Annotated in this window: 24 protein-coding genes; 10 read left to right on the plus strand and 14 right to left on the minus strand. The window is 61.6% G+C overall.

Going from position 1 to position 20,317, the window contains the following annotated elements:
* Positions 1–119: 119 nt before the first annotated feature.
* Positions 120–806, plus strand: a complete 687-nt coding sequence (locus OPU96_RS10960; protein ID WP_226454786.1) for a phosphatase domain-containing protein — start codon at positions 120–122, stop codon at positions 804–806.
* A 7-nt stretch (positions 807–813) separates the two neighbouring features.
* On the opposite strand, the gene OPU96_RS10965 is transcribed toward OPU96_RS10960, so the two are convergent.
* Both OPU96_RS10965 and prlC read right to left on the minus strand, forming a co-directional pair.
* Positions 814–1,086: a YheV family putative zinc ribbon protein gene (locus tag OPU96_RS10965; protein ID WP_192298175.1), complete on the minus strand. Its 273-nt coding sequence runs from the start codon at positions 1,084–1,086 to the stop codon at positions 814–816.
* Positions 1,083–3,134: an oligopeptidase A gene (gene prlC, locus OPU96_RS10970; protein ID WP_498559073.1), complete on the minus strand. Its 2,052-nt coding sequence runs from the start codon at positions 3,132–3,134 to the stop codon at positions 1,083–1,085. Before prlC ends, OPU96_RS10965 begins: the two co-directional genes overlap by 4 nt.
* 100 nt (positions 3,135–3,234) lie before the next feature.
* On the opposite strand from prlC, the gene OPU96_RS10975 reads away from it, so the two are divergent.
* Positions 3,235–3,777: a gamma carbonic anhydrase family protein gene (locus OPU96_RS10975; RefSeq protein WP_192298173.1), complete on the plus strand. Its 543-nt coding sequence runs from the start codon at positions 3,235–3,237 to the stop codon at positions 3,775–3,777.
* A complete protein-coding gene (locus OPU96_RS10980; RefSeq protein WP_226454783.1) occupies positions 3,774–4,433 on the plus strand; it encodes an HAD family hydrolase in 660 nt (219 codons plus the stop codon). Before OPU96_RS10975 ends, OPU96_RS10980 begins: the two co-directional genes overlap by 4 nt.
* An 85-nt stretch (positions 4,434–4,518) precedes the next feature.
* Here the strand turns inward: OPU96_RS10980 and OPU96_RS10985 are convergent, their stop codons facing one another.
* Complete coding sequence (locus OPU96_RS10985) at positions 4,519–5,562, minus strand: aminopeptidase (protein ID WP_305391801.1); 1,044 nt, start codon at positions 5,560–5,562, stop codon at positions 4,519–4,521.
* 135 nt (positions 5,563–5,697) lie between these two features.
* Between OPU96_RS10985 and OPU96_RS10990 the strand changes: the two genes are divergently transcribed.
* A complete protein-coding gene (locus tag OPU96_RS10990) occupies positions 5,698–6,120 on the plus strand; it encodes a PA0061/PA0062 family lipoprotein (protein WP_192298170.1) in 423 nt (140 codons plus the stop codon).
* Here OPU96_RS10990 and OPU96_RS10995 read toward each other — a convergent pair whose 3' ends face one another.
* Both OPU96_RS10995 and OPU96_RS11000 read right to left on the minus strand, forming a co-directional pair.
* Positions 6,121–6,360 carry a DUF1161 domain-containing protein gene (locus tag OPU96_RS10995; protein ID WP_192298169.1) on the minus strand — a complete coding sequence of 80 codons (240 nt, stop codon included), beginning with the start codon at positions 6,358–6,360 and terminating at the stop codon, positions 6,121–6,123.
* Positions 6,361–6,569: 209 nt separating this feature from the next.
* Entirely contained in the window at positions 6,570–7,001 is a 432-nt protein-coding gene (locus OPU96_RS11000) for an OsmC family protein (protein ID WP_192298168.1), read from the minus strand.
* 219 nt (positions 7,002–7,220) lie between these two features.
* Here OPU96_RS11000 and OPU96_RS11005 point away from each other — a divergent pair, with 219 nt between their 5' ends.
* The gene (locus tag OPU96_RS11005; RefSeq protein WP_192298167.1) at positions 7,221–8,222 is read left to right on the plus strand and encodes an LLM class flavin-dependent oxidoreductase; all 1,002 of its coding nucleotides are present in this window, start codon (positions 7,221–7,223) and stop codon (positions 8,220–8,222) included.
* Between the two features lie 58 nt (positions 8,223–8,280).
* Here OPU96_RS11005 and OPU96_RS11010 read toward each other — a convergent pair whose 3' ends face one another.
* Positions 8,281–8,505: a DUF1161 domain-containing protein gene (locus OPU96_RS11010; protein ID WP_192298166.1), complete on the minus strand. Its 225-nt coding sequence runs from the start codon at positions 8,503–8,505 to the stop codon at positions 8,281–8,283.
* Between the two features lie 115 nt (positions 8,506–8,620).
* The gene (locus OPU96_RS11015; protein ID WP_003220389.1) at positions 8,621–8,836 is read right to left on the minus strand and encodes a dodecin; all 216 of its coding nucleotides are present in this window, start codon (positions 8,834–8,836) and stop codon (positions 8,621–8,623) included.
* A 156-nt stretch (positions 8,837–8,992) separates the two neighbouring features.
* Here OPU96_RS11015 and OPU96_RS11020 point away from each other — a divergent pair, with 156 nt between their 5' ends.
* Positions 8,993–9,319: an ElaB/YgaM/YqjD family protein gene (locus OPU96_RS11020; RefSeq protein ID WP_003170746.1), complete on the plus strand. Its 327-nt coding sequence runs from the start codon at positions 8,993–8,995 to the stop codon at positions 9,317–9,319.
* Here the strand turns inward: OPU96_RS11020 and OPU96_RS11025 are convergent.
* Positions 9,316–10,212 carry a LysR family transcriptional regulator gene (locus OPU96_RS11025; protein WP_192298165.1) on the minus strand — a complete coding sequence of 299 codons (897 nt, stop codon included), beginning with the start codon at positions 10,210–10,212 and terminating at the stop codon, positions 9,316–9,318. The genes OPU96_RS11020 and OPU96_RS11025 overlap by 4 nt on opposite strands.
* A 110-nt stretch (positions 10,213–10,322) precedes the next feature.
* Between OPU96_RS11025 and trpB the strand changes: the two genes are divergently transcribed.
* The 3 genes from trpB to OPU96_RS11040 all read left to right on the plus strand — a co-directional run bounded on the left by trpB (position 10,323) and on the right by OPU96_RS11040 (position 12,939).
* Positions 10,323–11,549, plus strand: coding sequence for a tryptophan synthase subunit beta (trpB, locus tag OPU96_RS11030; protein WP_226454781.1), 1,227 nt, complete (start codon positions 10,323–10,325; stop codon positions 11,547–11,549).
* The gene (gene trpA / locus OPU96_RS11035) at positions 11,549–12,358 is read left to right on the plus strand and encodes a tryptophan synthase subunit alpha (RefSeq protein ID WP_192298163.1); all 810 of its coding nucleotides are present in this window, start codon (positions 11,549–11,551) and stop codon (positions 12,356–12,358) included. Before trpB ends, trpA begins: the two co-directional genes overlap by 1 nt.
* 137 nt (positions 12,359–12,495) lie before the next feature.
* Complete coding sequence (locus OPU96_RS11040) at positions 12,496–12,939, plus strand: anti-virulence regulator CigR family protein (RefSeq protein ID WP_226454779.1); 444 nt, start codon at positions 12,496–12,498, stop codon at positions 12,937–12,939.
* 144 nt (positions 12,940–13,083) lie between these two features.
* Here the strand turns inward: OPU96_RS11040 and OPU96_RS11045 are convergent, their stop codons facing one another.
* The 6 genes from OPU96_RS11045 to OPU96_RS11070 all read right to left on the minus strand — a co-directional run bounded on the left by OPU96_RS11045 (position 13,084) and on the right by OPU96_RS11070 (position 18,693).
* Positions 13,084–14,388 (minus strand): MFS transporter, encoded by a 1,305-nt coding sequence (locus tag OPU96_RS11045; RefSeq protein WP_226454778.1) that lies wholly within the window; start codon positions 14,386–14,388, stop codon positions 13,084–13,086.
* Between the two features lie 118 nt (positions 14,389–14,506).
* On the minus strand, positions 14,507–15,655 hold the full coding sequence (dgoD, locus tag OPU96_RS11050) for a galactonate dehydratase (RefSeq protein ID WP_003170741.1): 1,149 nt from the start codon (positions 15,653–15,655) through the stop codon (positions 14,507–14,509).
* A 48-nt stretch (positions 15,656–15,703) separates the two neighbouring features.
* Positions 15,704–16,324 (minus strand): 2-dehydro-3-deoxy-6-phosphogalactonate aldolase, encoded by a 621-nt coding sequence (locus OPU96_RS11055; protein WP_192298159.1) that lies wholly within the window; start codon positions 16,322–16,324, stop codon positions 15,704–15,706.
* Between the two features lies 1 nt (position 16,325).
* Entirely contained in the window at positions 16,326–17,285 is a 960-nt protein-coding gene (locus OPU96_RS11060; protein ID WP_226454777.1) for a 2-dehydro-3-deoxygalactonokinase, read from the minus strand.
* Between the two features lie 96 nt (positions 17,286–17,381).
* The gene (locus OPU96_RS11065) at positions 17,382–17,711 is read right to left on the minus strand and encodes a DOPA 4,5-dioxygenase family protein (RefSeq protein WP_498559074.1); all 330 of its coding nucleotides are present in this window, start codon (positions 17,709–17,711) and stop codon (positions 17,382–17,384) included.
* Positions 17,712–17,742: 31 nt separating this feature from the next.
* Positions 17,743–18,693, minus strand: coding sequence for a choline sulfate utilization transcriptional regulator (locus OPU96_RS11070; protein WP_498559075.1), 951 nt, complete (start codon positions 18,691–18,693; stop codon positions 17,743–17,745).
* Positions 18,694–18,796: 103 nt separating this feature from the next.
* Between OPU96_RS11070 and betC the strand changes: the two genes are divergently transcribed.
* Positions 18,797–20,311, plus strand: a complete 1,515-nt coding sequence (betC, locus tag OPU96_RS11075) for a choline-sulfatase (RefSeq protein ID WP_226454774.1) — start codon at positions 18,797–18,799, stop codon at positions 20,309–20,311.
* Positions 20,312–20,317 lie beyond the last annotated feature (6 nt).

Below are 20,317 nucleotides of genomic sequence, written 5' to 3' on the forward strand. Positions count from 1 at the left end.
CGTTTCAGCGACTAAAGACTGAGGATTCACGCTTTTTTGACGGGCGCCTCACGCCCCATTGACCCCCCGCAGACCAATCTGCGCGCTATCTACCCACAGCCCATTCGGTGACGTTGCCCATGTTCAAGAATCGCTGGCTGCCAGCGCTCGGCCTGGCACTTACGGCACTGTTCGCCACGGTTTATGCCCAAGCCGATGACAGCCCTTCCATCCGCTCAGCCGAGTGGGCACAGCCCGTGGGCAGCCAATACAACCTGCACCAGATGACGCCGACGCTGTATCGCAGCGCTCTGCCGGACAGCAGCGCCGTGCCACTCCTGCAAAAGCTCAAGATCGGTACCGTGATCAACTTCCTGCCCGAGTCGGATGGCAACTGGCTGAAGGCTGCGGGCATCCGTCAGGTCCAACTGAGTTATCGCACCAATCATGTGGATGATTCCGACGTGCTGGCAGCGCTCAGAGCAATCAAGGAAGCCGAGGCCAACGGCCCGGTGCTGATGCACTGCAAACACGGCTCCGACCGTACCGGCCTGATGGCAGCGATGTATCGCGTGGTGGTGCAAGGATGGAGCAAGGAAGAGGCGCTGAACGAGATGACCCTGGGCGGCTTTGGCACCAGCAATGGCTTCAAAGACGGCGTTCGCTACATGATGAAGGCCGATATCGACAAGTTGCGTACAGCACTGGCGAATGGCGATTGCAGCACCAGTGCATTTGCACTGTGCTCGATGAAGAGCTGGCTCAACACGGCTGGAACCGGCCGTGTTGAACCAACGAACGATACGGGATTGGCGATAAAACCCTGAATGGGCGTCAGTCTTTTTTCAGTTTCGGGTTAGGAAAAAACTGTACCGCCTGCACCTTCGGGTCCGGCGCCTTCAGCGCCGAGGTATTCACCCGCGTGCCCAATTCCTTGGGTACCGACAGACCCTGATCATTGAGCGTGTCGGTATAACCGCAGGCCACACACTCACGGTGCGGCACGCTGTCTTCAGTCCACATCTTCAACTTGTCCGGCTCGCTGCACGCCGGGCAGACCGCGCCGGCGATAAATTGCTTTTTGGTCACCACAGGTCCTTCACTCATGCTGCCGCGCCCTCACTCAGGCCGCTGTGGCGCAAGAGTGCGTCAATCGACGGTGCACGTCCGCGGAAGTCGACGAACAGCACCATCGGCGCCTGGGAGCCACCGCGTGCCAGGATCGCCTCACGGAATGCGCGGCCGGTTTCGGCATTCAGCACGCCGTCTTCTTCGAACTTGGAGAAGGCATCGGCGGAGAGCACTTCGGCCCACTTGTAGCTGTAGTACCCAGCCGCATAACCACCGGCGAAAATGTGCGCAAAGCTGTTCGGAAAACGGTTGTAGGCTGGCGGACGCATCACCGACACCTCATCGCGCACGCCTTCGAGCACCTGGGCCACACTGCGGCCGTCGCCGTGGGTGGCGTGCAGCTCGAAGTCAAACAGCGAGAACTCCAACTGGCGCACCATCATCAGGCCGGACTGGAAGTTTTTCGCCGCGAGCATTTTTTCCAGCAGGTCCTGGGGCAGCGGCTCACCGCTCTCATAGTGACCGGAGATCAGCGCCAGGCCTTCCGGCTCCCAGCACCAGTTCTCCATGAACTGGCTTGGCAACTCCACCGCATCCCAGGCCACGCCGTTGATGCCGGACACGCCAGCGTGCTCGACGCGGGTCAACAGGTGATGCAGGCCGTGGCCGAATTCGTGGAACAGCGTAGTCACTTCATCGTGAGTCAGCAGGGCAGGCTTGCCACTGTCGGCCGGGGTGAAGTTGCACACCAGGTTGGCCACCGGGCTTTGCAGCACGCCGTCGATCTTGCGGCGACGGTCGCGCGCGCCGTCCATCCAGGCACCGCCACGCTTGTTGGCGCGGGCGTACAGGTCAAAGAAGAAGCGGCCAACGTGCTGGCCGTTTTCCTTGATTTCAAACAGGCGCACATCCGGGTGCCAGGTGTCGAAGCCCTTCAGTTCGGCGATCTCGATGCCGTACAGGCGTTGCACGATGGCGAACAGGCCGCCGAGCACCTTGTCGATCGGGAAGTAGGCACGCAGCGCTTCCTGGGACACGCTGTAACGCTGCTCACGGAGTTTTTCGCCGTAGAAACCACTGTCCCAGCTTTGCAGGTCGGCACAGCCTTGCTCGGCAGCATAGGCCTTGAGCTGTTGCAGGTCCTGGGCGGCAAACGGCTTGCTGCGCTTGGCCAGGTCACGCAGGAAGCTCAGCACCTGGTCGCTGGACTCGGCCATCTTGGTGGCCAGGCTCAGTTCGGAGAACGAGGCGTAGCCCAAGAGTTGAGCAAGCTCCTGACGCAGGTCGAGGATTTCTTCCATCACCGGGCCGTTATCATTCTGACCGGCATTCGGGCCTTGGTCTGACGCACGGGTGCAGTAGGCCGCGTAGACCTCTTCACGCAGGGCGCGGTCCTGGGCGTAGGTCATTACCGCGTAGTAGCTCGGAAATTCCAGGGTGATCAGCCAGCCATCGAGGCCTTTGGCCTGGGCAGCGCCAGCCATCTGCGCCTTGGCCGAGTCGGTCAGGCCGGCGAGGGTGGCTTCATCGGTAACGTGTTTGGTCCAGGCCTGGGTCGCGTCCAGCAGTTGGTTGGAAAACTTGCTGCCCAACTCGGAAAGCTTGCTCTGCACTTCGGCGTAGCGTTTTTGCTGCTCCGGCGGCAAATCGATACCCGACAGGCGGAAGTCGCGCAGGGAGTGTTCCAGGATAGTTTTTTGCGCCACGTCGAAACCGGCCGCTTCCGGGCTGTTGGCCAGGGCTTCGAAAGCCTGGAACAGCTCGCGGTTCTGGCCCATCTCGGTGGAGTAGGCGCTCAACGCCGGCAGGCAGCCTTCGTAGGCTTCGCGCAGTTCAGCGCTGTTGCACACGGCGTTGAGGTGGCTGACCGGGCTCCAGGCGGCGCCCAGGCGGTCATTCAGTTCGTCCATGGCCAAGACCAGGCCGGCCCACGTAGGATTTTTCCCCTGGCTTTGCAGGATGCCTTCGATGGCGACACGGTTGTCGGCGAGGATCTGTTCGATGGCCGGCTGTACGTGCTCGGCACGGATCGCCGAGAACGGCGGCAGGTCGTAGGGCTGCAGAAGAGGGTTGTTCGCGCTCACGGTGGGTACCTTGGCTGAAGACATGTAAGAACAAAGATGGGGCCATCTTAATTACAATCAACGCCCACCGCAGCTATCAGCAGAAGAGAGAGAAGCTATCGTGACCCTTCGCACCTATCAAAACCACACGCCAGCCCTGGGCGCCGGGGCTTTTGTCGATATTTCGGCGGTGGTGATCGGCGATGTCGAAATCGGCACCGACAGCTCCGTATGGCCACTGACCGTGATCCGTGGCGACATGCACCGCATCCGCATCGGTGCGCGCACCAGCGTGCAGGACGGCTGCGTGTTGCACATCACCCACGCCGGGCCTTTCAACCCGGACGGTTTCCCGCTGCTGATCGGCGATGACGTGACCATCGCCCACAAGGTCATGCTGCATGGCTGCACGGTGGGCAGCCGGGTCCTGATCGGCATGGGCAGCATCGTGATGGACGGTGCCGTGGTGGAAGATGACGTGATCATCGGCGCCGGCAGCCTGGTGCCGCCAGGCAAAAAACTGCAAAGCGGCTTTTTGTATGTGGGCAGCCCGGTTAAACAAATCCGCCCACTGACTGACAAGGAACGCGCGTTTTTCACCTACAGTGCAGCGAACTACGTGAAGCTCAAAGACCTGCACCTGGCTGAAGGATTCGATCAATGACCCTGCATTACCCAACCGTGCTGTTCGACCTGGATGGCACCCTCACCGACCCGCGTGAGGGCATTACCCGTTCGATCCAGTACGCCCTCGCCAAGCTCGGTATCGACGAGCCGGACCTGACCAGGCTCGAACACTTTATCGGCCCGCCATTGCTGCAAGCCTTCATGCAGTTTTACGGTTTCGACGAAGCCAAGGCGTGGGAAGCGGTGAACTTCTATCGCGAGCGCTTCAAGGTCACCGGCCTGTATGAAAACCGCGTGTTCGACGGCGTGATGCCGTTGCTGGAAGAATTGAACAGCCAGGGCCGCCAGTTGTACGTGGCTACCTCCAAGCCGTGGGAATTCGCCCGCGAGATCGCCCGGCATTTCGACTTTGCCAAGCACTTCAAAGTGATCTACGGCAGCGAGCTGGACGGTACGCGCACGAACAAAGTCGAGCTGATCGCCCATTTGATGCGCGAAGAAGGCCTGGACCCGGCGACCACCCTGATGATTGGTGACCGCAAGCACGACCTGATCGGTGCGCGTAGCAACGGGCTGGATTCGGCGGCGGTAGGCTATGGATTTGGCAGCTTTGAAGAGTTGCATGCCGAGGCGCCGACTTGGCACTTCGAGACGTTGGCCGAGATGCATCAGGCGTTTTTGCAGCAGCCTTGAAACCGCTATCGCAGGCAAACCAGCGCCCACATCCGACTGTATTCACACATCAAAATGTGGGAGCGGGCTTGCCCGCGATGAGGCCCTAAAGCCCCTCCATCTCCAACTGCCTCAACGCCACCTTGCGCTGCTCCACCGGCAACGCCCCCATCCGCTCCACCGCCGCATAAAACCTCAGCCAATCCCCACCTTCTTGCCGAAACAACGCCGCAAACGCCGGCACCCACTGGTCATACAGCCCGAATGGCAACAGCCGCGCATTGTTCATCGGCTGGTTGATCCAGGCGTCATAACGCTTGTCGCCCGCCCACTGGCTGTCACGCATCTGCCGGTAATCGCTGCGCAAGCGCTCAAACTCAAGCGCTTTGGCCGCCCGCATCGCCTCCTTCGACAGCGGTTGGGCGTAGAGCTTTTCCAGACGCTGGCGAGTATCGAGAATCAGCCGGATAAACTGGTCACGTTGCTGCAACGCCCCATCGCCGAGCGGCGCCAGCCCTCGTGCGGCACGCCACTGGCGCGTGCCTTCCTGCTCGACGAAGTTGGCAAATGACTCGTTGAATTCGGTGTCGTCCTTCACATAGAAACGCTGGTGCGCCAGCTCATGAAAGATCAGCGTGGCCAGGCGCTCGTCACCCCAGTTCATCATCGAATTCAGGATCGGGTCGTTGAACCAGCCCAGGGTCGAGTAGGCCTCGACGCCGCCAATCGACACGTCCATGCCTCGCTGGCGCAACAACGCCGCTTCACCCCGTGCAGCGCCCTGGTTGTAGTAGCCGCGATAGGCGACGCAACCGGCGATGGGAAAGCAGTGGGTTTCAGGCGACAGGGAAAATTCTGTCGTGGCGAAGACATTCCACACCACATAGGGCCGGCCAATGTCGGCGTACAACCTGTAGCTCTGGTTGTCAGGCAAATGCAGTTGTTCGCTGGCAAAGGTCCGCGCCTTTTGCGCTTGCGCCAGGTGTTCACGCAGCAGTTGGGGGCGAGAGGGGTCGGCAATGACCGTGGAAACCGGCTCGCGAGCGCGCAGCAATTGCCACTGGCCGCTAGCCAACTGGCCGTAATAGCTGACACTTGAGCAGCCGCTGAGCAGCAGCACCATCAACCCCGGAAGAAAACGCCTGACCATGCCCCAACCGCTCCTGGGTGATTTGCTCGCAAGACTATCGCGCCGGCACGGAATTTTTCCATGGCCTGCGGTGTTTATACTCATGGGGAGCCTGCAGCGTCAGGCTCAATTCATTTCTTTCATTGAGTGCCCGCCATGCGTCAGCTCTTGCTTCCCGTCGCCGTCCTGCTGCTCAGCGCCTGCACCTCGACGCCGTTACCGGCAGTCGATCCGCAACAGGCCTGGGTCGATTTCACCACCCCGACACCGGGCGCCAAACTGCTCATGGCGCAGCGCCTGGACGGCAAAAACCTCAACGATGGGCGCTTCTTCCAAGTGCCGCCCGGGCGCCACGAGCTGATGGTGCGTTTTGATTTCGAGGTGCCGACTGGCGGCGGTTTCGGCGGGTTGGGGCAGACTGCCGAGCGCACCTGCTTCATAACGTTGCAGTACGACCACTTCCAGGCAGGCCAGCGCTATGTGCTGGAAGGGCGCTCGCTGGCGTACACCCCGAACATCCGGCTGTACAACGCCGCGCGCAAGCTGCTGGCCGAGGAGCGCAGCGTCAACTGCCTCTGATCAGTCGTTGTTCTTCTGGTAAATGATGGCCTTGGTGCCGTTCTCACAGCTGCCGACGACCATGGCTACATCGTGCTTGTCGGCTTCTTCCTTGGTCACGATCTCCAAGGTGTAGGACGGCACGGCGTTCGCCTGGATCTTGATCTCGATCTCTTTCCTGAGCTCTTCACAATCTTTGGGGGCGGCCACGGCCGAAGTGGCCAACACACCGCAGATGATCGCCAAAGCAAAACGTTTCATGTGTGAAGCTCCCTGAATGCATTGCGCACGGGTGTGCGCCTAGGCTGCAATGGCTATAGGACCATAGTTTGCCCACGCAGGTTCTGATTTAACGCAAAACCAATATGGAAACGGGCCTGCTCGCGAAGGCGCGGTATCAGAAACACATTCAGTGGCTGACACTGCGCGTTCGCGAGCAAGCCCGCTCCCACATTTTTTGACCCGCGGTATCAGCTAACCAGCGTCGCATCCAGGCTGATTTTCGCATTCAGTACCTTGGACACCGGGCAGCCTTCCTTGGCCTTTTTGCTCAGTTCTTCGAACTGCGCCTGGCTCGCGCCCGGGATCTTGGCCTTGAGGATCAGATGCACCGCCGTGATCGCAAAGCCGCCATCGACTTGATCGAGGGTCACTTCAGCCTGGGTGTCGATGCTGTCAGCCTTGAGCCCGGCATCGCCGAGAATCATGGAGAACGCCATGGAGAAACATCCGGCGTGGGCCGCGCCGATCAGCTCTTCCGGATTGGTGCCCTTGCCACCTTCAAAACGCGCCTTGAAGCCGTAAGGCGCTTCGCGCAGTACCCCGGTTTCCGTGGAAATGGAACCCAGGCCCGTCTTCAAATCACCTTCCCAATGTGCAGATGCTTTTTTCACGATACTCATAGCGGTCTCCTCGAACGATGGTTTTGCGTCAGTAAGGGTTCTGAGGATAGTCGGACAGGCAAAGTTCATCCTGTCGGAGAAACCTAGCAATTAAGTAGGAAATTTCCTGCCGTGCTATTGAATCTCGGGTATATGCCCTCATTGCATAGAACATGCACATGAAGCGCCAGGTCTTGGTTCGTCTACACAGCCTGCGCGCCCCCTTGGAGAAGCAGGCTTATGAAATCGCTGTCCGACGTGAAATTCTCGACCCTCGACCTCGTGCCCGTGCGGGCCAACGGCAGCCCGGCGCAGTCGTTGCGCAATTCCCTGGACCTGGCCCAGCACGTGGAAAAGTTCGGCTACAACCGTTTCTGGGTGGCGGAACACCACAATATGGACGGCATCGCCAGCTCGGCCACCTCGGTGTTGCTTGGCTACCTGGCCGGCGGCACCTCGACGATTCGCGTCGGCTCTGGCGGCGTGATGCTGCCCAACCACGCGCCGCTGGTGATTGCCGAGCAGTTCGGCACCCTGGAAAGCCTCTACCCCGGCCGTATCGACCTGGGCCTGGGCCGCGCGCCCGGCTCCGACCAGATGACCGCCCGCGCCCTGCGCCGTGAACGCTCCGGCAGCGCCGACGAGTTCCCCGAGGACGTTGCCGAACTGATGGCGTACCTCGGCCCGCGCACCCCGGACCAACGCATCATCGCCGTACCCGGCACCGGCACCAATGTGCCGGTGTGGCTGCTCGGTTCCAGCCTGTTCAGTGCACAACTGGCTGGTGAGCGCGGTTTGCCCTACGCCTTCGCCTCCCATTTCGCACCGCGCTTGATGCACGAGGCGATTCGCGTCTACCGCAATCACTTCAAGCCTTCAGCCGTGTTGGATAAACCGTACGTGATGCTCGGCATTCCGCTGGTGGCGGCGGACACCGATGAGCAAGCCGACTATCTGGCCACCTCGGTGTACCAGCGCATCCTCGCGCTGATGCGCGGGCAAAGCCTGGTGCAGCGCCCACCCGTGAACAGCATGGACGGCCTGTGGCTACCCCATGAAAAAGATGCCGTCGGCAGCTTCCTTGGCCTGGCGATGGTCGGCAGCCCGGCAAAAATCCGCGCCAAACTGGAAGTGCTGATCGAACAAACCGGTGCAGACGAGTTGATCTTTACCTGCGACCTGTACGAACACGCCGACCGGATTCATTCCTACGAACTGCTGGCGCAGTTGATGAAGGGCTGAAGAACGCACTTATGGCGAGGGAGCTTGCTCCCTCGCCACAGGTGCCGGCAACACGGGGTCAACCGCGTTTGTAGACGATTTCCTTGGTGCCGGCTTCACACGAGCCAACCACTTTGGCGTCGCCCGCAGCACCTTTCTCCACAACGTCCAGGGAATAGTGCGCAACGCCCTTGGCATCCAGTTTCGCTGCAATCTCGCTCTTCAGCTCGTCACAAGGCTTGCCCGCCGCCAGGGCCGTACCCGCAATGCTCAACAAACCTACCGCTAGCAGAAACTTCTTCATCCGTTACCTTCCTTGCGCTGTTCAAAAAAAGCGTGCCGACGCTCATGGCGTCGGCACCCATTGGTTGTAGCGCAGGTTATGGCAATCGGCCAGTCGGCAAGTTCAACCGCGGCGATCAACTACTGGCGATTCGGAACCCTACCTTGAGCGTGACCTGAAAGTGTGCGGCCTTGCCATCCTTGATATGCCCACGGGTATCGACCACCTCGAACCACTCCAGGTGCTTGATGCTCTTGTTGGCCTCGGCCAGCGCATTGTTGATGGCGTCTTCGATGCTGGAGGTGGACGAGCCCACCAATTCCACTTTTTTGTAGGTGTGATGATCAGACATGGTGTTTCTCCTGAGGGTCGTCAATAAAGCCTAGCAGTCAATGTTCATACTGCTTCTGGCGACCGTTCCTACGCGAAAGTTCAGATTTACTGCACTTTCTGAAAGCGCTGGAGTCGGTATCTACACACGCCACTCAATCACTTCAGGAGAATCCACATGGCCAACACTTCTTTACGCAAAGCGTCGCTGGAAAGCATGGAAGCCGAGATTTCGAGCCTGCTCAAGTCTCTGGAAAGCCTCAAGGACGACGCGTCCGACGAGTCGCGCAAGACCTTGAAGGCCCTGAAAAGCAACGCCGAGAATGCCCTCAAGCATTCCCGCCACCTGATCAGCGATGCCTACGAAGAAAGCAAAGTGAAAATCCGCGAAACCGGTGTTGCAACCCGGGACTACGCGCAGGAGCACCCATGGACTACAGCCGGTGTGGCGGTAGGTGCATTGGGTCTGCTGGCTGCTTACTTGCTGTGCAAACGCGGTGACTAAACCGGCGGGTGCTCAAGCTCAGCCTTGAGCCACTGCGCCAGTCTCCCGGCGCGCCCGTCTGCGGCGCGCTTGGGCAGCCACAACGCCAGGTGCGCCGGGGTTTCGCTGAAACCCCACGGCGCCACCAGGCGACCCGCGCGCAAGTCCTCGGCCACCAGCGGCTGCGGCGCAATCGCCACGCCCAACCCGGCCACCGCTGCTTCCAGCAAATAATACAAATGCTCAAACCCCTGGCCGTGTTTCAACGCACCGGGCTCAATGCCGTGTTGCTGTGCCCAACTGGGCCAGGCTTGCGGGCGCGAAGTCGTGTGCAGCAAGGCTTCGCCGCACAAGGCCGAGGCGGGCGCATGCCGCAGCCGCTCGTAGCCGGCAAAGCGTGGGCTCAGCACCGGGCCGATGCGTTCGCTGGCCAGTTCATACACTTGCATGTCCGCCGGCCACGGTGGTTCGGCGAACACCAGCAAGGCGTCCAGTCCCGGACGCCGTGGGTCAAGATCACCGTCACCCGCCGACAGGTGCAGACGCAAATCCGGCAGGTCTGCATTCAGGCGGCCCAGGCGCGGAATCAACCAGCGCGCCAGCAAACTGCCTGAACAACCGAGCACGAACGGCGCGTCGGCGCTGGCCTGGGTCAACTCTGCACACACATCCCTCAAGTGCTCGAACGCCTCGGCACTCGCGTCACGCAGGCGCACACCGGCATCTGTGAGTTTAAGGCCACGCCCATCCTTGACGAACAGGCTCACGCCCAAGTGCTCTTCCAGCACCTTCAACTGGCGACTGACCGCGCCGTGGGTCACATGCAATCTCTCGGCTGCCTGGCTGACGCTGTTCAATCGCGCAGTGGCTTCAAACGCACGCAGGGCGTTAAGGGGCGGAAGGTCGCGGCTCATATGTGAGTTTTCCTGACATGTTGCAGCGATCTTATCGGTTTTCAGGCCACTGCGTCAGGGGTAGAGTGGCCGTCATTGTTTCCTACACCCATTCCTTCCTGGAGCGTCCTATGACTCAGTCCCAGACCGACCTACGCAACGGCCCAGACGCCAACGGCCTGTTTGGCGCGTTCGGCGGCCGTTACGTCGCTGAAACCCTGATGCCGTTGATCCTCGACCTGGCCCGCGAATACGAAGCGGCCAAGATCGATCCGGCGTTCAACGAGGAATTGGCCTACTTCCAGCGCGACTACGTCGGCCGTCCGAGCCCGCTGTATTTCGCCGAACGCCTGACCGAATTCTGCGGCGGCGCCAAGATCTACCTCAAGCGCGAAGAGCTGAACCACACCGGCGCGCACAAGATCAACAACTGCATCGGCCAGATCCTGCTGGCGCGGCGCATGGGCAAGAAACGCATCATCGCCGAGACCGGCGCGGGCATGCACGGCGTGGCCACCGCCACCGTGGCGGCGCGCTTCGGCCTGCAATGCGTGATCTACATGGGCACCACTGACATCGAGCGCCAGCAAGCCAACGTGTTCCGCATGAAGCTGCTGGGGGCTGAAGTGATCCCGGTGGTCGCCGGCACCGGCACCCTGAAAGACGCCATGAACGAAGCTCTGCGTGACTGGGTAACCAATGTCGACAGCACCTTCTACCTGATCGGCACCGTGGCCGGCCCCCACCCGTACCCCGCCATGGTGCGCGACTTCCAGGCCGTGATCGGCAAAGAAACCCGCGACCAGCTGCAAGCCCAGGAAGGCCGCCTGCCGGACAGCCTGGTGGCGTGCATCGGCGGTGGCTCCAATGCCATGGGCCTGTTCCACCCATTCCTTGACGACAAGAGCGTGGAAATCATCGGTGTTGAAGCGGCCGGCCACGGCATCGAAACCGGCAAGCACGCCGCCAGCCTCAACGGCGGCGTACCTGGCGTATTGCACGGTAACCGCACCTTCCTGTTGCAGGACGACGACGGCCAGATCATCGACGCTCACTCGATCTCCGCCGGCCTCGACTACCCGGGCATCGGCCCGGAACACGCGTGGTTGCATGACATCGGCCGCGTCCAGTACACCTCGGTGACTGACGATGAAGCCCTCGACGCCTTCCACAAATGCTGCCGCCTGGAAGGGATCATTCCTGCGCTGGAAAGCGCCCACGCCCTGGCCGAAGTGTTCAAACGCGCACCGACCCTGCCGAAAGATCACCTGATGGTGGTTAACCTTTCCGGCCGTGGCGACAAAGACATGCAAACCGTGATGCATCACATGGAACAGTCGCAGCAGGAGAAACACTGATGAGCCGCCTGCAAACCCGCTTTGCCCAACTCAAAGAACAAAACCGCGCCGCCCTGGTGACCTTCGTCACCGCCGGTGACCCTGGCTACGACACCTCACTGGCGATCCTCAAAGGCTTGCCTGCCGCTGGCGCCGACGTGATCGAGCTGGGCATGCCCTTCACCGACCCGATGGCCGACGGCCCGGCGATCCAGCTGGCCAACATCCGCGCACTGCAAGCCAAGCAGAACCTGCTGAAAACCCTGCAAATGGTCCGCGAGTTCCGCAAGGACAACCGCGACACCCCGCTGGTGTTGATGGGCTACTTCAACCCGATCCACAAATACGGCGTGCCGAAGTTCATCGCCGATGCGAAAGAGGCGGGCGTCGACGGCCTGATCGTGGTCGACATGCCGCCGGAGCATAACGGCGAGCTGTGCGACCCGGCCCAGGCTGCAGGCATCGACTTTATCCGCCTGACCACGCCGACCACCGATGACGTGCGCCTGCCGACCGTACTCAATGGCAGCTCCGGCTTTGTGTACTACGTGTCGGTAGCCGGTGTGACCGGTGCCGGTGCCGCCACCCTGGAACACGTTGAAGAAGCCGTGACCCGCCTGCGTCGGCATACCGACCTGCCGATCAGCATCGGTTTCGGTATCCGCACCCCGGAACAAGCAGCGGCGATCGCCCGTTTGGCGGACGGCGTAGTGGTGGGTTCGGCGTTGATTGATCACATCGCCACTGCGAAAAATGATCAGCAAGCCATCGACGGCGTGCTCGGCCTGTGCGCGGCATTGTCGGAAGGCGTCCGTAACGCGCGTAAGTAAGCGGCTCGTAAGTGGTAGGTAAAGTTCCTGATACACAGGAATCAAACTGAAAACTCAGTACCTAAACTGACAAGACCAAGGGATTTCGAACCTCGTTCGAGATCCCTTTTTTGTTTGTGTGCCCTGAGGAATACCCGATGAAAATGCCTAAATCCGTGATTGCCGGCCTTGGCGTGCTGGTGCTTGGCGCCAGTGCCCTGGTGCAAGCCGCGCCGAATGACCAGGGCGGCCCTGAGCGTGGCGGCCCGCAAGGCCAGCATGAGCAGCCGCGTGGCGACGACCATCGTGGCCCGCAGGACAACCGTCGCGGCGGCCCGCCCCAGGATTTCGGCCCGGTACGCCAGGTGATCCGCGACAACCACGGCCAGTTCTCCCGTGGCGCACCGCCGCCGCCGAATGTGCGCCTGGTACGTGGCAAGCCGCTGCCCCATGGTTACTACGGCGAACGCCTGGACAACCGCGCGCTGGCACGGCTGCCGGTGTACCAGGGTTATGAATGGCGCCGTTCGGGGCCGGACATCGTGTTGATCGCGGTAGGCACCGGCATCGTCTACGAGATCCTCGACGGCGTCCTCAACTGACCCGGGTCTTGTAGTGAGCGGGCTTGCCCCGCGCTGGGGGACGAAGCCGCCCCAAATCCAGACACCTCGGTCTCTCTGAAACACCGCGGGGGCTGTTTGGGACGGCTTGCCCCCCAGCGCGGGCAAGCCCTCTCACTACGGGGGTTACAGTTGGATGCGTTCGACTTTGCCGACCAGCAGCACGTAGGAAAGCGCACCCAGCAACGCCAACACGGCGATGTAGGTAATCGCGGGAGCAAACGAGTCACCGCTGGCCAGGAAGCCAATCACGATCGGCGTGGCGATTGCCGCCAGATTGCCGATGAAGTTGAACACACCACCCGTCAACCCGAGCAACCGCGCCGGGGCCAGGGTCGAGACCAGCGACCAGGTGATCGATGCCAGCCCGTTGCCAAAAAACGCCAGCGCCAGGAACGCAATGACCCACGCCGTCGAGTCCACATAGTTGGCACCGATGATTGCCGTGGAAATCAGCAGCCCGCCAATGATCGGCAACTTGCGCGCAAAGCCCACCGAGGCTCCCCGGCGAATCAGCCAGTCGGAAAAGATCCCGGAACACAACACACCCACAAATGCGGCGAGAAACGGCAGCGACGCGAGCAGGCCAGACTTGATGAAGTCCATGCCGCGATATTTCACCAGGTAGGTCGGGAACCACGTCAGGAAAAACCACAGCGTGGAGTTCAGGCAGAACTGCCCCAGGTAGATGCCCCAGAGTTTGCGCTTGCTCAGCACTATCCCCAGGTCGACCCAGCTGAACGGCGTCTTCGCGGTTTTTTCCTGCATATCCACCAGGCCGCCGCCTTCACGGATCAGCTCGATTTCTGCGGTGTTGGCACCTTTGAAATCCTTTGGCTCGCGGTATACCGCGTACCAGATTGCCGCCCACAAAATACCCACGCCACCTGTGACCACAAACACCATGTGCCAGCCGAATGCGTGTTGCAGCCACGCCAGCACCGGCGTCAGGAACGCCAGCCCGACAAACTGCCCGGAGGTGTAGAAACCAATCGCGGTGGCGCGCTCGCGCTCGGGGAACCAGGTGGTGACCACGCGGCTGTTGATCGGGTAGGCCGGGGCTTCCAGCGCGCCCACCGCCATGCGCAAGACGAACAGCGCGATAAAGCTGGCGGCAAAGCCGAGCATCACGGTGGCGATGGACCACAACAACAGCGCGGCGGTGTAGAGAATGCGCGGCGGCACGCGATCTACCAGCCAGCCGCCGGGGATCTGCATGGCGGCGTAGGTCCAGCCGAACGCAGAGAAGATCAGGCCGACGTGTACCGGGTCGATCCCCAGTTCGCTGGTCAGCGCGGGGGCGGCAATCGACAGGTTGCTGCGGTCGAGGTAGTTGATCACCACGGTGATGAACAGCAGCACCATGATGAAAAAACGCTTTCTGGTAGGCGTGACTAAAGAAGCCTGCCCGGTGAAGGATTCAGGATGCATGAGGGGGTTGCCTCTTCTTATGTTTATTGAGGACGGGTCTTACTGACGGATCCGGATCAAAATGTGGGAGCTGGCTTGCCAGCTCCCACATTGTTGACCGTGTTCCTTCAGTCAGGAATCACCACTCGGCAAAGCTACCGTCGGCGTGGCGCCAGATCGGGTTGCGCCAGCGGTGGCCGATGGCCGCGCGTTCGATCACATATTCCTCGTTGATCTCGATGCCCAGGCCTGGCCCGTTGGGGATCTTCACGAAGCCCTGGTCATAGTCGAACACACCCGGATCACGCACATAGTCGAGCAGGTCATTGCTCTCGTTGTAATGAATGCCCAGGCTTTGCTCCTGGATAAACGCGTTGTAGCAAACCGCGTCCAGTTGCAGGCACGCCGCCAGGGCAATCGGGCCCAGTGGGCAGTGCAGGGCCAGGGCCACGTCGTAGGCTTCGGCCATGTTGGCGATCTTGCGGGTTTCGGTGATGCCGCCGGCGTGGGACGCATCCGGCTGGATGATGTCGACGTAGCCTTCGCTGAGCACGCGCTTGAAGTCCCAACGCGAGAACAGGCGCTCGCCGAGGGCAATCGGGGTGCTGGTCAGCGGCGCCAGTTCCTTGAGCGCTTCGTAGTTTTCGCTGAGCACCGGCTCTTCGATAAACATCAGCTTGTACGGGTCCAACTCTTTCATCAGCACTTTGGCCATGGGCTTGTGCACGCGGCCGTGGAAGTCGACGCCGATGCCGACGTTCGGGCCCACCGCGTCACGTACGGCGGCGACGTTGGCCAGGGCCAGGTCGACTTTTTCGAAGCTGTCGACGAACTGCAGCTCTTCGGTGCCGTTCATTTTCACCGCGGTGAAGCCACGGGCCACGGCCTCTTTGGCCGCGCGGGCGGTGTCGGCCGGGCGGTCGCCACCGATCCACGAATACACACGGATCTTGTCACGCACCTGGCCGCCGAGCAGGTCGCTGACCGACACGCCGAGGGCCTTGCCCTTGATGTCCCACAGCGCCTGGTCGATGCCGGCGAGGGCGCTCATGTGCACGGCGCCGCCGCGGTAGAAGCCACCGCGGTAAAGCACGGTCCAGATGTCTTCGATGTTGCGCGGGTCTTTGCCGATCAGGTAGTCGGACAGTTCTTCAACCGCAGCCGCCACCGTGTGGGCGCGGCCTTCGACCACGGGTTCGCCCCAGCCGGTCACGCCCTGGTCGGTCTCGACTTTCAGGAAGCACCAGCGCGGTGGGACGATAAAGGTCGTCAGTTTGGTGATTTTCATCTGTTATCTCTCTTATAGATGCGGCGCCTGTGGGCGCAAGACTTGATCTCAGCTCAGGGCTTTCCAGGCGGCGACATAAGCCTGGGCGCGGCTCGCTACCTGATCCACTGTCATACCCGGTTTGAACAACCCGGAACCCAGCCCGAACCCCTTGGCGCCGGCGTCGATAAACACCTGCATGTTGTCCGGGGTAATGCCGCCCACCGGCAGCAGCAGCGTGCCCGCCGGCAGTACCGCCAGCCACGCCTTGATCACCGCCGGGCCCATTTGCTCGGCGGGGAACAGTTTCAATACGTCGGCCCCTTCGGCCAGGGCGGCAAAGGCTTCGGTGGGCGTGGCAACGCCCGGCGACAACAACAGCCCTGCCGCTTTTGCGGCACGCAAGACCTTGGCGTCACTGTGGGGCATGACGATCACCTGGCCGCCGGCAGCTTTCACCTGCTCGACCTGTTCCGGCGTCAGCACCGTGCCGGCACCGATCAGGCAATCGGCGGGCAGGCTGTCGCGCAGCGTGCGGATGCTGGTGTAAGGGTCCGGCGAGTTGAGCGGGACTTCAATGACGCGAAACCCAGCCTGGTACAACACCTGGCCGATGGCCTGGGCTTCGTCCGGGCGGATACCGCGCAGGATGGCGATCAAACCGTTTTGTGCGAGTGCGTGCTTGAGCATGTCAGACCTGCAATGCTGGTTGAGTGAGCCCGGCGGCCACGGCCAACTGCCACAGGCCGCGCGCGGTGGCCTCCTGCGCGAGGCTGACGTGGGCGAAACCGCAGAGGGCGAGGGCGCGTTGGTAGCGGGCACACAATGGCGCTGCGCCCACCAGGATGATCGGCTGCTGTTTGGCGCGCTCCGGCAGCCCGATCAGTTCATGGCCGATCAGCAGGCCGGACAGGTAGTCGGGCTGCTGCTGCGGCGAAAGTTCGGCCGTGAGCCCCAGGGTGCGGGCGCTGAACAGGGTCGACAGCACACCGCGCCGGCCGTCCTCCGACAGCGCCACCTGCACGCCACGGTCGAAGGCTTCGGCCTGGAACTGTTCGGTGATCTGCTGGGTGCGCCCTAGGATGCTGTGTTTGCTCAGCACCGCAAAGACTTCCCCGGTCATGAAGGTATCGAAATGGGTGATGCAGCCATCGACCACCTCGACCCACTTGGAATGGCTGCCCGGCAGGCCGATCAGCACGTCGGCGCCGAGCCCTTGCAGCACGCCCAGCACCTGAGTTTCTTCGCCGCGCATCACGTTGGGCAAGCCGGCCTGCTCGATCACGCCCGGCACGATATGCACGTCCACCCCGCGCAGGCTGCGCACGCGGTGCAAAGCCTGTCCGAGGCTGGCGACGTCGACGGGGGTATTGCGATAGGCCGCTTCGCTCCAGCCCTGGGCGCTGCCGACCATGCCGCAGGCGATCACCGGCACGCCTGGCTGGGCGTCGAGCCAATCGCCGCAGGCCGTGTCGAAGGCCAGTTCGAAGCCATCGCTGCAGCGCACACCGGCAATGTCCCGGGGCTTGTCAGGCAAATGCATGATCCCGCACGCCAGCGCGCGGTGTTCCAGCACGACGCCTGCCGGGCCGAGTTTGTAAGCACGAAGGGAGCTGGTTCCCCAATCGAGCGCGATCAATTGCGCCTGCATCGCTTCACCTGAGTTCTGAGCGGATGCGACGAATATAAACCTACGCGGAGGAAAGTCTCAATATATAAATATCAATCCCATATTTAGGGATTTGATTTAAGAAAATGCCGACAAATTCAACTCTCGCATCGCGCCCATCCAGACCGCGTAGTCGGTGTGATCCTTGAGGTCATCGCCGGTATCGGGGTGCAGGAACACCACCAGACCGTTGCGATGAATCACCAACCACGGCAGCACCACGCCGATGTATTCGGGATCGAACGCCAGCTGGCAGCTCCAATCCGGGTGCGGGCCCACTGGCCGTTCATGCACGCGGCCCATGCGCAGCGGAAAAAGTTTGGCGGCGTCTTCGCACAAGGTGCGCGCCTGTTCGAGGGTGCTCGCGTCGAAGTAGACATGGGCGTGGTAGCCCTTGATACGTTGCATGACGGCCTCCGGATCCAGTAAGCGCCAAATCCTAGACCGCAATCGACGGGAGGGCCAGCCCGGTCAATGACTGCGCGCTGCTGGCCTGTTCGGCCAATAGCCACTGGACAAAGCGCTCGACAAACTGCCCGCGACGTTTGCGCTGGGGCTGCACCACGTAGTAGCCGAAGCGCGAGACCACCGTGTCGCCGAACGGTCGACACAGCCAGTTCTGCTCCAGCAGGTTGTCCACCAAGTGGCGCCAGCCGATTGCCACGCCCTGGCCGGCAATGGCCGCCTGGATCAGCAGGGTGTAGTTGTCGAAACGCAGTTGCCCGGGCGTCGGCGCTGCGCTGATGCCCAGCTCGCGGAACACGCCGCTCCAGTCGAACCACTGGCTGTTGTTTTCCTGGCGCAGGTGCAGCAAGGGAAAATCGTGCAGATTCTGTACAGTCAGCGGCGTGGCCTGGGCCTTGAGCCACTGCGGGCTGCACACCGGGAACACTTCCTCGTTGAACAGCCACAGGCTTTCGCCCTGCTTGAAGCGGCCGTCGCCGAACAGCACCGCCACGTCAATGTCACTGCGCAGGCTGGCGTGGTTGCGCTCGCTGGTGACCAGGCTTACATCGACCTGCGGGTTGGCCTGGTGGAAGCGATGCAGGCGCGGCATCAGCCAATAGGCGGCGAAAGCGAAGTCGGTGGCCACTTGCAGCACTTCGTGCTGATCCTGCTGGGTGATCGCGTTCAAGCCCTGGTTGATGTTCTGCAAACCGCCTTGCACGTGCTCAAACAGCAGCGCGCCGGCGTCGGTCAGTTCGATGCCGCGATAGATACGATCAAACAGGCGGGTTGCCAGCTGTTCCTCCAGGCGCTTGATCTGCTGGCTGATGGCCGGCTGGGTGGTGCCCAGTTCCATCGCGGCAGCGGTAAAACTGCGGTGACGCGCGGCCGCTTCAAAGGCGCGCAGCAGGTCGAGGGACAAATCCCCTAGGGCTTCATACATAAGCTGTGCTTATCCTAGACATTGCTTTTCATGGGCTTTACCCCAATTTCCATGGGCTGCATGCTCATTCGCATAAACACCGCCTATGGAATGCCGAGAACCCATGAAGCGCAAGAACATTCTTTTCATCATGGCCGATCAAATGGCCGCACCGTTGCTGCCGTTCTACGGTTCTTCGCCGATCCAATTACCGAATTTGAGCCGCCTCGCCGCCCAGGGCGTGGTGTTTGACGCCGCCTATTGCAACAGCCCGCTGTGCGCACCGTCGCGTTTCACCCTGGTCAGTGGCCAGCTGCCGAGCAAGATCGGCGCCTACGACAACGCGGCCGATTTCCCCGCCGATATACCGACGTATGCCCACTACCTGCGTCGCCTCGGCTACCGCACGGCGCTGTCAGGCAAGATGCACTTCTGCGGCCCCGACCAGTTGCACGGCTATGAAGAACGCCTGACCAGTGACATCTATCCCGCCGACTACGGCTGGGCGGTGAACTGGGATGAACCGGACGTGCGCCCCAGTTGGTTTCACAACATGTCCTCGGTGCTGCAAGCCGGGCCATGCGTGCGCACCAACCAGCTGGATTTCGACGAGGAGGTGGTGTTCAAGGCCCAGCAATACCTGTTCGACCACATTCGCGAAGATGGCGACCGGCCGTTCTGCCTGACCGTGTCGATGACCCATCCCCATGATCCGTACACGATTCCCAAACCGTTCTGGGATTTGTACGACGACGCCGAAATCCCCTTGCCTGCAACGCCTGCGCAGGAGGACCTCGACCCGCACTCCCAGCGTCTGCTCAAGGTCTACGACCTGTGGGGCAAGCCGCTGCCGGTGGATAAGATCCGCGATGCACGGCGTGCCTACTTCGGCGCGTGCAGTTACATCGACAGCAATGTCGGAAAACTGCTGCAAACCCTGGAAGACACTGGCCTGGCCGATGACACCATCATCATCTTCTCCGGCGACCATGGCGACATGCTCGGCGAGCGCGGCCTCTGGTACAAAATGCACTGGTTTGAAATGGCCGCCCGGGTGCCGCTGTTGGTCAGCGCGCCGGGGCAATTTGCGCCGGGGCGGGTCAGCAACGCCGTGTCCACTGCCGACCTGCTGCCCACGCTGGTCGAACTGGCCGGCGGCGCGCTGGACCCACGCTTGCCACTGGACGGCCGCTCACTGGTCCCGCACTTGCAGGGGCAGGGCGGGCACGACGAAGTGTTTGGCGAATACATGGCCGAAGGCACCATCAGCCCGCTGATGATGATTCGCCGCGCCAGCTTCAAATTCATCTACAGCGAGGACGACCCGTGCCTGCTGTTTGATGTGCACAACGACCCGCACGAGCGGGAGAACCTCAGCCAGTCGCCGGAACACCGGCCGCTGTTCGAGGCGTTTTTAAGTGAGGCGCGGGCCAAATGGGACATCCCGGCGATCCACCAGCAGGTGCTCGCCAGCCAACGCCGCCGTCGCCTGGTGTTTGACGCACTGACCCAGGGCAAGCTGAAGAGCTGGGATCACCAGCCACTGGTGGACGCCAGTCAGCAATACATGCGCAACCACATCGACCTCGACGATCTGGAGCGCAAGGCACGTTATCCACAACCCTGCCAAAACCAATAAATAGAC

This window comes from Pseudomonas sp. RP-B7, assembly GCF_059803535.1.

Coding starts and splice junctions, on each gene's coding strand:
- OPU96_RS10960 (WP_226454786.1), top strand. CDS start 120: ATGTTCAAGAATCGCTGGCTGCCAGCGCTCGGCCTGGCACTTACGGCA.
- OPU96_RS10965 (WP_192298175.1), bottom strand. CDS start 1,086: ATGAGTGAAGGACCTGTGGTGACCAAAAAGCAATTTATCGCCGGCGCG.
- OPU96_RS10980 (WP_226454783.1), top strand. CDS start 3,774: ATGACCCTGCATTACCCAACCGTGCTGTTCGACCTGGATGGCACCCTC.
- OPU96_RS10985 (WP_305391801.1), bottom strand. CDS start 5,562: ATGGTCAGGCGTTTTCTTCCGGGGTTGATGGTGCTGCTGCTCAGCGGC.
- OPU96_RS10990 (WP_192298170.1), top strand. CDS start 5,698: ATGCGTCAGCTCTTGCTTCCCGTCGCCGTCCTGCTGCTCAGCGCCTGC.
- OPU96_RS10995 (WP_192298169.1), bottom strand. CDS start 6,360: ATGAAACGTTTTGCTTTGGCGATCATCTGCGGTGTGTTGGCCACTTCG.
- OPU96_RS11000 (WP_192298168.1), bottom strand. CDS start 7,001: ATGAGTATCGTGAAAAAAGCATCTGCACATTGGGAAGGTGATTTGAAG.
- OPU96_RS11005 (WP_192298167.1), top strand. CDS start 7,221: ATGAAATCGCTGTCCGACGTGAAATTCTCGACCCTCGACCTCGTGCCC.
- OPU96_RS11010 (WP_192298166.1), bottom strand. CDS start 8,505: ATGAAGAAGTTTCTGCTAGCGGTAGGTTTGTTGAGCATTGCGGGTACG.
- OPU96_RS11015 (WP_003220389.1), bottom strand. CDS start 8,836: ATGTCTGATCATCACACCTACAAAAAAGTGGAATTGGTGGGCTCGTCC.
- OPU96_RS11020 (WP_003170746.1), top strand. CDS start 8,993: ATGGCCAACACTTCTTTACGCAAAGCGTCGCTGGAAAGCATGGAAGCC.
- OPU96_RS11025 (WP_192298165.1), bottom strand. CDS start 10,212: ATGAGCCGCGACCTTCCGCCCCTTAACGCCCTGCGTGCGTTTGAAGCC.
- trpB (WP_226454781.1), top strand. CDS start 10,323: ATGACTCAGTCCCAGACCGACCTACGCAACGGCCCAGACGCCAACGGC.
- trpA (WP_192298163.1), top strand. CDS start 11,549: ATGAGCCGCCTGCAAACCCGCTTTGCCCAACTCAAAGAACAAAACCGC.
- OPU96_RS11040 (WP_226454779.1), top strand. CDS start 12,496: ATGAAAATGCCTAAATCCGTGATTGCCGGCCTTGGCGTGCTGGTGCTT.
- OPU96_RS11045 (WP_226454778.1), bottom strand. CDS start 14,388: ATGCATCCTGAATCCTTCACCGGGCAGGCTTCTTTAGTCACGCCTACC.
- dgoD (WP_003170741.1), bottom strand. CDS start 15,655: ATGAAAATCACCAAACTGACGACCTTTATCGTCCCACCGCGCTGGTGC.
- OPU96_RS11055 (WP_192298159.1), bottom strand. CDS start 16,324: ATGCTCAAGCACGCACTCGCACAAAACGGTTTGATCGCCATCCTGCGC.
- OPU96_RS11060 (WP_226454777.1), bottom strand. CDS start 17,285: ATGCAGGCGCAATTGATCGCGCTCGATTGGGGAACCAGCTCCCTTCGT.
- OPU96_RS11065 (WP_498559074.1), bottom strand. CDS start 17,711: ATGCAACGTATCAAGGGCTACCACGCCCATGTCTACTTCGACGCGAGC.
- OPU96_RS11070 (WP_498559075.1), bottom strand. CDS start 18,693: ATGTATGAAGCCCTAGGGGATTTGTCCCTCGACCTGCTGCGCGCCTTT.
- betC (WP_226454774.1), top strand. CDS start 18,797: ATGAAGCGCAAGAACATTCTTTTCATCATGGCCGATCAAATGGCCGCA.